General features: G+C 71.0%; 9 protein-coding genes. 8 read left to right on the forward strand and 1 reads right to left on the reverse strand.

Annotated elements, in window-relative coordinates; translation table 11 throughout:
- A partial coding sequence (locus tag ABZ646_RS26025) for a Na+/H+ antiporter (protein WP_360523474.1) occupies nucleotides 1-1,582 on the reverse strand: 1,582 nt, incomplete at its 3' end.
- 236 nt (nucleotides 1,583-1,818) lie between these two features.
- Here ABZ646_RS26025 and ABZ646_RS26030 point away from each other — a divergent pair.
- From ABZ646_RS26030 to ABZ646_RS26065, 8 genes are all read left to right on the forward strand, one after another.
- Entirely contained in the window at nucleotides 1,819-4,314 is a 2,496-nt protein-coding gene (locus tag ABZ646_RS26030; protein WP_360523478.1) for an ATP-binding protein, read from the forward strand.
- On the forward strand, nucleotides 4,311-5,120 hold the full coding sequence (locus ABZ646_RS26035; protein ID WP_360523481.1) for a DUF4118 domain-containing protein: 810 nt from the start codon (nucleotides 4,311-4,313) through the stop codon (nucleotides 5,118-5,120). Before ABZ646_RS26030 ends, ABZ646_RS26035 begins: the two co-directional genes overlap by 4 nt.
- A 596-nt stretch (nucleotides 5,121-5,716) precedes the next feature.
- Nucleotides 5,717-5,806, forward strand: coding sequence for a K(+)-transporting ATPase subunit F (gene kdpF, locus ABZ646_RS26040; RefSeq protein WP_037770757.1), 90 nt, complete (start codon nucleotides 5,717-5,719; stop codon nucleotides 5,804-5,806).
- 8 nt (nucleotides 5,807-5,814) lie between these two features.
- Nucleotides 5,815-7,479, forward strand: a complete 1,665-nt coding sequence (gene kdpA / locus ABZ646_RS26045; RefSeq protein WP_360523484.1) for a potassium-transporting ATPase subunit KdpA — start codon at nucleotides 5,815-5,817, stop codon at nucleotides 7,477-7,479.
- Nucleotides 7,476-9,608 carry a potassium-transporting ATPase subunit KdpB gene (kdpB, locus tag ABZ646_RS26050; RefSeq protein WP_360523487.1) on the forward strand — a complete coding sequence of 711 codons (2,133 nt, stop codon included), beginning with the start codon at nucleotides 7,476-7,478 and terminating at the stop codon, nucleotides 9,606-9,608. The genes kdpA and kdpB overlap by 4 nt, the downstream gene beginning before the upstream one ends.
- Before the next feature lie 5 nt (nucleotides 9,609-9,613).
- Nucleotides 9,614-10,282, forward strand: coding sequence for a potassium-transporting ATPase subunit C (locus ABZ646_RS26055; RefSeq protein WP_360523490.1), 669 nt, complete (start codon nucleotides 9,614-9,616; stop codon nucleotides 10,280-10,282).
- 133 nt (nucleotides 10,283-10,415) lie between these two features.
- Entirely contained in the window at nucleotides 10,416-11,099 is a 684-nt protein-coding gene (locus ABZ646_RS26060; protein ID WP_360523493.1) for a response regulator transcription factor, read from the forward strand.
- A gap of 1 nt (nucleotide 11,100) precedes the next feature.
- A partial coding sequence (locus ABZ646_RS26065) for a DUF4118 domain-containing protein (RefSeq protein ID WP_360523496.1) occupies nucleotides 11,101-12,899 on the forward strand: 1,799 nt, incomplete at its 3' end.

Here is a 12,899-nt window from a genome sequence, read left to right on the forward strand (position 1 = left end):
TCATGTGCAGCGCGTCGGCCAGCCAGAACGAGCAGGCCAGGAAGGCGCCCTCGCCGCCGGGCATGCCGTCGACCCCGATCGCGTCGGTGTCGTAGAGGCGCTGGAGTTCCGTGGTCTCGACGGTTATCAGGTCCCGGCGCAGCTGGCGGTAGACCAGGTCGGCCGACTCGGTCGCCGCCGTGGTGCCGTTCTGCTCGGTCAGGCGGTCGCGGGCGTCGTCGAGGCGGGCGGTGAGGCCGCGGCGCAGCCGGTCGAGGACGACGTCCGGTACGACCTCCAGCTCGGCGAGCTCTTCCACGCGGGCCAGACCGGCGTGGGCAAGGTGCGAGCGGGCCTCGGCCTCCTCGCGTGCGGTGTGGGCGGGTTCTAGCGCGATGCCGGACGCGCGGACGACCGGAGCGAGGGTGAAGCCCTGGACGACGAGGGTGACGACCACGACCGAGGTGGTCAGGACCAGGACCAGGGGCCGGTCGGCGAGCGGGGTGCCGTTCCTCATGATCTCGGGGATGGACAGGGCGGCGGCAAGCGGCATCACGCCGCGGGTGCCTGCCCAGGTCAGCACCATCGGCACCCGCCAGTTCACCCGGCCGATGCCGCCCTTGCGCTGGACCACCGCGGACAGGGGCGCGAGCCACAGCAGGCGTACGGCGACGAGCGTGGCGGCGACCGCGAGGGCGTACAGGGGCCAGGCCCGGTCGCCGTCGGCCAGCGCCCGCACCTGGGCGGGGAGGGCCAGGCCGATCAGGCTGAAGACGACGCTCTCCAGGAGGAAGACGACCGTGCCGTACACGGCGTGCAACTGGAGGCGGATGCGGGCGTTGGTGAGCCGGTCGCCCCGGCCGCCGAGGACCACACCCGCCACCACGCACGAGGTCACACCGGAGGTGTGCGCGGCTTCTGCGAGCAGATAGGCGGCATACGGGGTGACCAGCGCGATCACCGTCTCCAGCACCGGGTCCTCGGTGCGGCGGCGGATCAGGGTGATCACGCCGGCGACTGCGGCGCCGATCAGCGTGCCACCGCCCGCCAGCACCAGGAACTCGCCGCCCGCCGCCCCCCAGTTCGCGGCGGCCGAGGCCACGGCGATGCCGGCCGCCACCCGGACCAGCACCAAGGAGGTCGCATCGTTGAACAGGCTCTCGGCCTGGACGAGGACCTGCACCCGGGGCGGCAGCGCGAGCCGGCGGCCGAGCGCGGTGACCGCGACCGGGTCGGTGCTGGCCAGGATCGCGCCCAGTACGAACGCCATCTGCCAGGACAGGGGAGTCACCAGGGCCGCCACCACACCGACGGCCGCCGCCGAGGCGAGCACCAGCCCGATCGCGAGGATGCCGACCGGCTTCCACACCGCGCGCAGCTCACGCCAGGGCATCTCCTCGGCGGAGGCGTACAGCAGCGGCGGGAGGACGACGAGACCGATGACGTCCGGGCTGATCTCGATCTGCGGGCTGCCGGGCAGCAGCGCCACCGCGAGACCGGCGACCACGAGGAGGGACGGGGCGGGGATGCGCCAGCGGCGCGCGAACGTGGCGACCACCGTGGCGAGGACCACGAGGGCCAGAACCGTACCGACGCTGCGCATGCCGTCCCCTCGGAGCCTGAACGGGAACCACCATGACTCCCGGCCGACCAGACTTCCCGGCACACCGTCCCTCACCCTATCGGGGCACGTCACGTCAAGACAGTGTCAAGGTCCCCGGAGCCGGCGCCAAGGAAGCGCTAACAACCGCGCCGGCCGGTCCGCGAAGCGGCTTCCCTGAAGAGGAGAGACCTCTGTGGGCGGGGAGCTGAGCCAGTGAACGGAGCGCGTCGGCGGCGATGAGTGACGTACGGCCCGGACGACTGAAGGTCTACCTGGGGGCGGCTCCGGGGGTCGGCAAGACCTACCGGATGCTCGACGAGGGGCGGCGGCGCGCCTCGCGCGGCGCGGATGTGGTGGTGGGGTTCGCGGAGTGCCACGGGCGCTCGCACACCGAGGCGATGCTCGACGGCCTGGAGGCCGTCCCCCGTGCCTCCTGCTCCTACCGCGGCGGCCACTTCCAGGAGATGGACCTGGCCGCGCTGCTCGCCCGCCGGCCGCAGGTGGCGCTCGTGGACGAGTTCGCCCACACCAACGTCCCGGGCGAGGGCCGCAACCCCAAGCGCTGGCAGGACATCGAGGCGCTGCTCGACGCCGGCGTCGACGTGATCACCGCGCTGAACATCCAGCACCTGGAGTCCCTCAACGACGTGGTCGAGAAGATCACCGGAGTGCCCCAGCACGAGACGGTGCCCGACGAGGTCGTACGGCGCGCCTGGCAGATCGAGCTGGTGGACATCCCGCCCGAGGGGCTGCGCCGCCGGATGGCGCACGGCAACATCTACGCGCCCGAGAAGGTCGACGCGGCCCTCGCCAACTACTTCCGGCCCGGCAATCTGACCGCGCTGCGGCAGCTGGCGCTGCTGTGGACGGCGGACCGGGTCGACGAGGCGCTCCAGGAATACCGCTCGCAGCACGGCATCGGCGGGGTGTGGGAGACCCGCGAGCGGGTGGTGGTCGCGCTGACCGGCGGCCCGGAGGGTGACACGCTGATCCGGCGGGCCGCCCGTATCGCCGACAGGTCGGCGGGCGGGGACCTGCTCGCCGTGCACGTGGCCCGCAGCGACGGGCTGGCCGCCGGGGTCTCGCACGCCTCGCTGGCCGGGCAGCGCGGGCTCGTGGAGGATCTCGGGGGCAGCTACCACTCGGTGGTCGGCGACGACGTCGCCACCGCACTCGTCGACTTCGCGCGGGCCGAGAACGCCACCCAGCTCGTCCTGGGCACCAGCCGCCGCGGCCGGTTCGCCAGGTTCCTGACCGGCCCCGGCACGGGGGAGACGGTCACCGAGCTGTCCGGCGACATCGACGTCCACCGGGTCACCCACGAACGGGCCGGACGCGGCACGCTCCTGCCGTCGAGGCGCCGCACCCTGTCGACGGCCCGGCTGATCGCCGGCCCGGTGGCCGGGCTGGTGCTTCCGGTGCTGCTGACGGTGGTCCTCGCCCAGCTGCGCGGCACCCTGAACCTGACCAGCGAGGCCCTGCTGTTCCTGCTCGCTGTGGTCGGCGTCGCCTGCATAGGCGGGGTCGCCTCGGCGGTGATCGCCTCGATCACGGCGTCCCTGCTGCTGAACTACTGGTTCGTCCCGCCCATCGGTGCCTTCACCCTCGACGACCCGAACGCTCTGCTGGCCCTCGCCGTGTTCGCGGTCGTGGCCGCCACCGTGGCGGCCGTGGTGGACCGGTCGCTGCGCCTGTCGCGCCGCTCGGCCAGGGCCACGGCCGAGGCGGAGACCATGTCGTCGCTGGCAGGGAGCATCGTGCGCGGCGAAGCGACCATCCCGGCCCTGCTGGACCGCACCCGGGAGACCTTCGGGATGGAGTCGGCGGACCTGGTGGACGAGCCGCCGGGCGAGGCGGACGTGACGGCTGTCCCCGCCGGTCCCGGCGCCCATCTGGTGCTGCGGGGACGCCCCTTGTCGTCGTCCGAACGACGGGTCCTGGCTGCGTTCGCCGCGCACGTGGGCTCCGCCGTCGAACGGGCCCGGCTCGCCGAGGCCGCCGCCGAGGTGGAGCCGGTGAAGGCCGCCGACCGGCTGCGCACGGCGCTGCTCCGGGCCGTCGGCCACGACCTGCGCACCCCGCTCGCGGCGGGCTGGGCCGCCGTCACGTCCCTGCGCAGCCGGGACGTGGACTTCTCCGCCGAGGACCGCGACGAACTCCTCGCCACCGCCGACGAGTCCATGGCCAAGCTCAACCGGTTGGTGGAGAACCTCCTCGACCTCAGCCGGCTGGAGGCGGGCGCGCTCACCCTGAACCTGCGGGCCACCTCCTTGGAGGAGGTGCTGCCCATGGCGCTGGCGGACGTCCCCGGCGTGGACGTGGCGGACGTCGAGGACATCCCGGCGGTACTGGCCGATCCGCCCCTGCTGGAACGGGTCATCGCCAACCTGGCCGGCAACGCCGCCCGGCACACGCCGCCCGGCAGGAAGGCGCTGGTCACCGCCAGTGCGCTGGCGGGCCGGGTGGAGCTGCGGGTCGTGGACCGCGGACCCGGTCTGCCGGCCGACGGCCGCGACCGGATCTTCGAGCCGTTCCGGCGGCGCGGCGACACCGACAACACCACCGGCCTCGGCCTCGGACTCGCCCTGGCCCGAGGACTGACGGAAGCCATGAACGGCTCCCTCACGCCCGAGGACACCCCCGGCGGCGGCCTCACGATGGTCGTGTCGCTGCCGTTCGCCGCGCAGGCCCTGAGTGCCGTACCGACCGAGCAGAGTGCAGGAGGAGCATGATGAGCACCGTGACCGGCAGCCGGAAGCCGCACCTGGGAGGCGTGGCCCGTGTCACGCTCCGGTCCTGGCCGCTGCGGGACCGGATCGCCCTGGCGGCGGGTCTGGCCGCCCCCTTCCTGGTGGCCCTCGTTCTCGTCCCGTTCCGTACGAGCCTGTCGCACACGAACGCCGCGCTCGTACTGGTCGTCGGGGTCGTCGCGGTGGCCGCGCTGGGCAGCCGTACGGCAGGAGTGGTCGCGTCCCTGTCGGCGGCGGCCTGGTTCGACTTCTTCCTGACCCGGCCGTACGAGACGTTCGACATCACCGCCTCCGCCGACATCGGGACGGCGGTCCTGCTCCTGGCGGTCGGTCTGATCGTGTCCCAACTGGCCGCCCGCGCCCGGCTTCTGGAGGTCATCACGGTGACGGACGCCGGGTACCTCGCACGGATCCACACCACGGCCGACCTCGCACGGTCCGCCCGCTCCGCGGACACCGTCGTCGACCATGTGCGGCGCGAACTCACCGACGTCCTGGGCCTGCGCGCCTGCCGCTTCGAGTACGGCACGCTGCTGGGGCAGCCGCCCCGCCTGCACGACGACGGCAGCGTGACGGTGGGCAAGCGGTCCTGGGACGTGGACGCCGCCGGCTGGCCCGAGGGCGAGACCGAACTGCGCACCTACGGCAACGGTCACTACCTCGGCCGCTTCATGCTCACGCCCGGGCCGGGCCCGGTGCCCCCGCTCCAGGCCCGGCTGGTGGCGGTGACGCTCGCCGGCCAGACGGGGTCCGCTCTGGACACCGCCGGTCCGGTCATGAACGGCTGAGGCTCACTCCAGGCCACGGCGCGGGCGGTCTCCCGGTCCACGCGCCAGGCGCGGACGCGCCACAGGTCGGTCGTGCCGCACAGCAGCGAGCCGTCGGCGGCGGCCTTGCGTCCCGCAGCAGGAGCCGTTGGGAGATGCCGTCGCGGCAGCGGACCGACACCAGCCGGTCCGTCCGTACCCGGCGCTCGCGCATCGGTCCGCGCGAAGCCGGCCAGTTCCCCGGCCCGGTCGCACGCCCTGGAGCGCGCCCGGGCCGAGTGGAACCCCGGAGTGCCGCTGGTCCGGGGTGACCGTGCTGATCCCGGAGACCGAGCCGGTCGGCTGCGATTCCGGTTGTGAGCAAGATCACCGTCGGTCACCATGGTGCTACCAAGCGGTACGGGTCGGGTCCGTAAGGGTTCCGTCAAAGGCCTGCGGACCGCCGTAAGAGAGCCGTCAACGGGTGGCCGAAACCGGCCTGAGAGGCGCTTTCCTCTAAGCGTCAGTTCCAACCGATCCTCACTCCAGGAGTTCGCGATGGCCGATCTGGCCTTCGTCATCGCCACGGTCGCGGCCTTCGCGCTGGTGGCTCTCGTCGCCAAGGGGGTGACGAAGCTGTGACCGTCGAGAACGTAGTCGGCCTGGTCGTGGCCGTCGCCCTGCTGGGCTATCTCGTCCTCGCCCTGATCTTCCCGGAGAGGTTCTGAGACCAGACATGGGTCCCGTACTCGCAGGCGTCCTCCAGCTCGTCGCGCTCATAGGCGCGCTGGCGCTCGCCTACATCCCGCTCGGCAATTACATGGCCAAGGTCTACTCGTCCGACCGGCACTGGCGTGTCGAGAAGTGGATCTACAAGGGAATCGGCGCCGATCCCGACACCGAGATGACCTGGCCCGCCTATCTGCGCGGTGTCCTCGCCTTCTCTGCGGTCAGCGTTCTGTTCCTCTACCTCCTCCAGCGGCTCCAGGGCGTCCTGCCCGGCTCGCTCGGCTTCTCCTCGGTCGACCCGGCGCAGTCGTTCAACACCGCCGTGTCCTTCGTGACCAACACGAACTGGCAGTCGTACTACGGCGAGCAGACCATGGGCCACGTCGTGCAGACCGCCGGTCTGGCCGTGCAGAACTTCGTGTCTGCGGCCGTGGGCATCGCGGTGGCCGTGGCCCTCGTCCGGGGGTTCGCGCGCTCGCGCACCGGGGAGCTCGGGAACTTCTGGGCCGACCTGGTGCGCGGCACGCTGCGGATCCTGGTGCCGGGCGCGGCGATCGCGGCGATCGTCCTGGTGGCGTGCGGTGCCATCCAGAACTTCTCCGGCATCCACGAGGTCGGCCAGTTCGTGGGCGGCTCGCAGCAGTGGAACGGCGGCGCGGTCGCCTCCCAGGAGGCCATCAAGGAGTTCGGCACGAACGGTGGCGGCTACTTCAACGCCAACAGCGCCCACCCCTTCGAGAACCCGACCCCGTTCACGAACCTCTTCGAGATCTTCCTGCTGCTGGTCATCCCGTTCGCGCTGACCCGCACCTTCGGCGTGCTGGTCGGATCGGTGAGGCAGGGCTACGCGATCCTCGCGACGATGTTCACCATCTGGCTGGGCTTCGTGGCCCTGATGATGTGGACCGAGTTCGCCCACCACGGCCCGGCCCTGCAGATCGCGGGCGGCGCGTACGAAGGCAAGGAGGTCCGCTTCGGCGTCGGCTCCTCGTCGATCTTCGCGGTGTCCACGACCTTGACGTCGACCGGTGCGGTGGACTCCTTCCACTCGTCCTTCACCGGCCTCGGTGGTGGCATCACGATGCTGAGCATGATGCTGGGGGAGATCGCGCCCGGCGGTACCGGCTCGGGTCTCTACGGCATCCTGATCATGGCGGTCATCGCGGTGTTCATCGCCGGTCTGATGGTCGGCCGTACACCGGAGTACCTGGGCAAGAAGATCGGCGCCCGTGAGATCAAGCTGGCCGCCTGCTACATCCTGATCACGCCCGCGCTCGTGCTGATCTTCACCGCGATCTCCATGGCCCTGCCGACGCCTCCGCACTCGATGCTGAACTCCGGGGCGCACGGGTTCTCCGAGGTGCTGTACGCGTTCACCTCGGCGTCGAACAACAACGGTTCGGCGTTCGCCGGCCTGAACGCGAACACCGACTGGTTCAACACCATGACCGGCTTCGCGATGCTGCTCGGCCGCTTCCTGCCGATGGTGTTCGTGCTGGCGCTGGCCGGCTCGCTCGCCGAGCAGAAGCCCGTCCCGGCCACGGCGGGCACCCTGCGCACCGAGAAGCCGCTGTTCACCGGCCTGCTGGTCGGCGCGATCCTGATCATCACCGGTCTGACCTACTTCCCGGCCCTGGCGCTGGGCCCGCTGGCCGAGGGGCTGGCGTCATGACCACCCGCACAGAGAAGTCAGAGGACTCGATGTCCACAGCCACTCCGACCCGGGCGCCGCACAGCGACGTACCCACCGGGCACAAGGCTCCCGAGGGCCGCGTCGGCGCGGGTCTGTTCGAACCCAAGCAGTTGCTCAAGTCGCTGCCGGACGCCTGCCGCAAGCTCGACCCGCGGGTGATGGTCAAGTCGCCGGTGATGTTCGTGGTGTGGGTCGGCTCGGTCCTGACCACGGTCTTCTCCTTCAAGGACCCGGGCGACTGGTTCGGCTGGACCATCAGCGTCTGGCTGTGGCTCACGGTGATCTTCGCGAACCTCGCCGAGGCGGTCGCGGAGGGCCGCGGCAAGGCCCAGGCGGACACCCTGCGCAAGGCCAAGACAGACACCGTCGCCCGGCGGCTGACCGGGGACACCGAGGAGCAGGTGCCCGGCACCGAGCTGAAGATCGGTGACCTGGTCGTCTGCGAGGCCGGCGACGTCATCCCCGGTGACGGTGACGTCATCGAGGGCGTCGCCTCGGTCGACGAGTCGGCGATCACCGGTGAGTCGGCTCCGGTCATCCGGGAGTCCGGCGGCGACCGCTCCGCGGTGACCGGCGGGACGAAGGTGCTGTCCGACCGGATCGTCATCAAGATCACGACGAAGCCGGGCGAGACCTTCATCGACCGGATGATCAGCCTGGTCGAGGGCGCGGCCCGGCAGAAGACGCCGAACGAGATCGCGCTGAACATCCTGCTCGCCTCGCTGACGATCGTCTTCCTGCTGGCCGTCGCCACCCTGCCGCCGTTCGCCGACTACGCGGGCACCCACCTCACGATGGTGGTCCTCGTCGCCCTGCTGGTGTGCCTGATCCCGACCACCATCGGCGCGCTGCTCTCCGCGATCGGCATCGCCGGCATGGACCGGCTGGTGCAGCGCAACGTGCTCGCCATGTCGGGGCGTGCGGTCGAGGCCGCCGGTGACGTGTCCACGCTGCTGCTGGACAAGACCGGCACCATCACGCTCGGCAACCGGCAGGCGGCCGAGTTCGTACCGGTCAGTGGCACGACGGAGGCCGAGGTGGCCGACGCGGCCCAGCTGTCGTCGCTGGCCGACGAGACGCCCGAGGGCCGCTCCATCGTCGTACTGGCCAAGGAGAGGTACGGGCTGCGCGAGCGGCACCAGGGCGAGCTGTCCGGTGCGGAGTGGATCGCCTTCACCGCCCAGACCCGTATGTCGGGTGTGGACGTGGACGGGCGGAAGATCCGCAAGGGTGCGACCGGTTCGGTCATCGCCTGGGTCCGGGAGGAGGGCGGCACCGTCGCGGACGACGCGGACACGCTCTCCAAAGCCATCTCGCAGGCGGGCGGCACGCCGCTGCTGGTCGCCGTCAAGGACGGCCAGGGTGCCCGTGTGCTCGGTGTCATCCACCTCAAGGACGTCGTCAAGGACGGTATGCGCGAGCGGTTCGAGGAACTGCGGCGGATGGGCATCAAGACGGTCATGATCACGGGTGACAACCCGCTGACCGCGAAGGCGATCGCCGAGGAGGCGGGTGTCGACGACTTCCTCGCCGAGGCCACCCCCGAGGACAAGATGGCCCTCATCAAGCGGGAGCAGGCGGGCGGCAAGCTGGTCGCCATGACCGGTGACGGCACCAACGACGCACCGGCCCTCGCGCAGGCGGACGTCGGCGTGGCGATGAACACCGGTACGTCGGCCGCCAAGGAGGCCGGCAACATGGTCGACCTCGACTCCAACCCGACCAAGCTCATCGAGATCGTCGAGATCGGCAAGCAACTGCTGATCACCCGCGGTGCGTTGACGACGTTCTCCATCGCCAACGACGTGGCGAAGTACTTCGCGATCATCCCGGCGCTGTTCGCCGCCGTCTACCCGGGCCTGGACAAGCTCAACATCATGCACCTGTCCTCGCCCGACTCCGCGATCCTGTCCGCGGTCGTCTTCAACGCGCTGATCATCATCGCGCTGGTGCCGCTGTCCCTGAAGGGCGTGCAGTACCGGCCGGTCAGCGCCGACCGGATGCTGCGGCGCAACCTGACCATCTACGGCATCGGCGGACTGATCGCGCCCTTCATCGGCATCAAGATCATCGACCTGCTCATCTCCCTCATCCCCGGGATCGGCTGATCGCCATGAACAACTCCGTTTCCAACACCGTCCGGTTGCTGTGGGCGGGCCTGCGGGCGCTGCTCGTGCTGACCCTGGTGACGGGTGTCATCTATCCGCTGGTGGTCACCGGTGTGGCCCAGGCGCTGTTCCACGACAAGGCGAACGGCTCCGAGATCAAGGCGGACGGGAAGGTGGTCGGCTCGTCCCTGATCGGGCAGTCGTACGACCTGCCGCTGAAGAAGGGGCAGCAGACCCCGGACCCCGACCTGGCGTGGTTCCAGGGCCGGCCGGCCAACGGGCTCGGCGCCAACAGCGTCAACACCCAGTACAAGCTGCTGCTGTCGGGAGCCACCAACCTGTCCGCCGACAGCAAGGTGCTGATCCAGCAGGTGAACGAGGCCAAGGCAGCCGTCGTCAAGGACAACTCGGTTCCCGGCTACACCGTCAAGGCGTCCGAGGTTCCCGCCGACGCGGTGACGTCCTCCGGCTCCGGCCTGGATCCGGACATCTCCCCGGCGTACGCGGAGCTCCAGGTCCACCGGGTCGCCGAGAAGAACAACCTGTCGGTGGCCCAGGTGGCGAAGCTCGTCGAGGACCACACCGAAGGCCGCACCCTCGGCTTCATCGGCGAGCCCCGCGTGAACGTCCTCGAACTCAACATCGCGCTCAAGGGCCTCGTGGCGAAGCACTGATGGGGTTACGCGACAGGAGCGGGAGTCGGCGGCCGAGAGGCGTCCCGATGCCGCCGACTCCCGTAGCCATGACCTCGGTCGCCGCACGTCCGGCGCGGGCCGGCCCGGAGTACGACAGGAAGGGCACACACCCATGACCCGGGTGCTCGTGGTGGAGGACGACCCGCAGCTCGTACGGGCCCTCGTCATCAACCTGCAGGCACGTCACTACGGCGTGGACGCCGCCCCGGACGGCGCCGTGGCGCTGCGGCTGGCGGCCGCCCGCAGGCCGGACGTGGTGATGCTCGACCTCGGACTGCCCGACATGGACGGGGTCGACGTCATCAGGGCCCTGCGCGGCTGGACCAGGGTGCCGATCCTGGTCCTGTCCGCCCGGCAGGCGTCCGACGAGAAGGTGGCCGCGCTCGACGCCGGTGCCGACGACTACATCACCAAGCCGTTCAGCATGGACGAACTCCTCGCCCGGCTGCGGGCGGCGGTCCGCCGTAACGAGGACGTGCCGCTGGTCCCGGAGGCCACCCGGGTCGAGACGGCCGGGTTCAGCATCGACCTGCTCGCGAAGAGGGTGGTCCGGGACGGGCGGGACGTACGGCTGACGCCGACGGAGTGGCACCTGCTGGAGATCCTGGTGACCAACCCGGGCCGGCTGATCACGCAGAAGCACCTTCTCCAGGAGGTCTGGGGCGTCTCGCAGCGCAACAAGACCAACTACCTGCGCGTCTACATGGCCCAGCTGCGCCGGAAACTGGAGACGGACCCCTCCCACCCCCGGTATCTGATCACCGAGCCCGGCATGGGCTACCGCTTCGAAGGATGACATGGCACGCGGCAAGCTCCGGATCTACCTCGGCGCGGCACCCGGCGTCGGCAAGACGTACGCGATGCTCTCCGAGGCGCACCGCCGTATCGAGCGGGGCACCGACTGCGTGGTCGCCTTCGTGGAGCACCACCACCGGCCGCGCACCGAGGTGATGCTGCACGGCCTCGAACTGGTAGGGCGCAAGGAGCTGGAATACCGGGGCGCCGTGTTCACCGAGATGGATGTGGACGCCGTACTGCACCGGGCCCCCGCCGTCGCCCTGGTGGACGAGCTCGCCCACACCAACGTCCCCGGCTCGCGCAACACCAAGCGCTGGCAGGACGTGGAGGAACTGCTCGCGGCCGGTGTCGACGTCGTCTCCACCGTCAACATCCAGCACCTGGAGTCACTCGGGGACGTCGTCGAGTCGATCACCGGGGTGCGGCAGCGCGAGACGGTCCCCGACGAGGTGGTGCGGCGCGCCGACCAGATCGAGCTGGTCGACATGTCCCCGGAGGCGCTGCGCCGCCGGATGGCGCACGGCAACATCTACCAGCCGGACAAGGTCGACGCGGCCCTGTCCAACTACTTCCGGCCCGGCAACCTCACCGCCCTGCGCGAACTCGCGCTGCTGTGGGTGGCCGACCGGGTCGACGCGTATCTCACCGAGTACCGCAGTGCGCACCAGGTCTCCGCCATCTGGGGCTCACGGGAGCGGATCGTGGTCGGGCTGACCGGCGGCCCGGAGGGGCGCACGCTCATCCGCCGGGCGGCCCGCCTGGCCGAGAAGGGGGCCGGCGGTGAGGTGCTCGCCGTCTACATCTCCCGCAGCGACGGCCTGACGTCCGCCTCCCCGAAGGAGCTGGCCGTCCAGCGCACCCTGGTGGAGGATCTCGGCGGCACCTTCCACCAGGTCGTCGGCGACGACATCCCGGCCGCCCTGCTCGACTTCTCCCGCGGGGTGAACGCCACCCAGATCGTCCTCGGTGTCTCCCGGCGCCGCAGCTGGCAGTACGTCTTCGGGCCAGGCGTCGGCGCCACGGTCGCCCGCGAGTCGGGACCCGACCTGGACGTCCACCTCATCACCCACGACGAGGCCGGCAAGGGCCGCGGGCTGCCGGTGGCGCGCGGAGCACGCCTGGGACGCGCCCGGGTCCTGTGGGGCTGGCTCGTCGGAGTGCTCGGCCCCGTCCTCCTCACCGTGCTGCTCACCAGCGCCGCTCCGGACGTCGGCCTCGCCAACGACATGCTGCTGTTCCTCAGCCTGACGGTGGCGGCGGCCCTCGTGGGCGGCCTCTTCCCCGCGCTGGCCTCCGCCGCGGTCGGCTCGCTGCTGCTCAACTGGTTCTTCACCCCGCCGGTCCACACCTTCACCATCGCCGACCCCGAGAACATCGTCGCCATCGTGATCTTCGTCGGGGTCGCCCTGTCCGTGGCCTCGGTGGTGGACCTCGCGGCCCGGCGCACCCATCAGGCGGCCCGGCTGCGCGCCGAGTCGGAGATCCTCTCCTTCCTCGCCGGGAACATCCTGCGCGGCGAGACCACGCTGGAGGCGCTGCTGGAACGGGTCCGCGAGACCTTCGGCATGGAGTCGGCGGCCCTGCTGGAGCGGACCGACGACACGGCCCCCTGGACCTGCGCGGGCAGCGTGGGGCCCAGGCCGGCCGGGTTCCCGGAGGACGCGGACGTGGACGTACCGGTCGGTGACCACATGGCCCTGTCCCTGCGCGGCCGGGTGCTGCCCGCTTCCGACCGCCGGGTGCTGATCGGGGACAGTGCTGATTCGCGGCTCCGCCGCGTGGGCGCGACCAGCCCGAC

This window comes from Streptomyces sp. NPDC007162 (assembly GCF_040634175.1).
Lineage (GTDB): Bacteria > Actinomycetota > Actinomycetes > Streptomycetales > Streptomycetaceae > Streptomyces.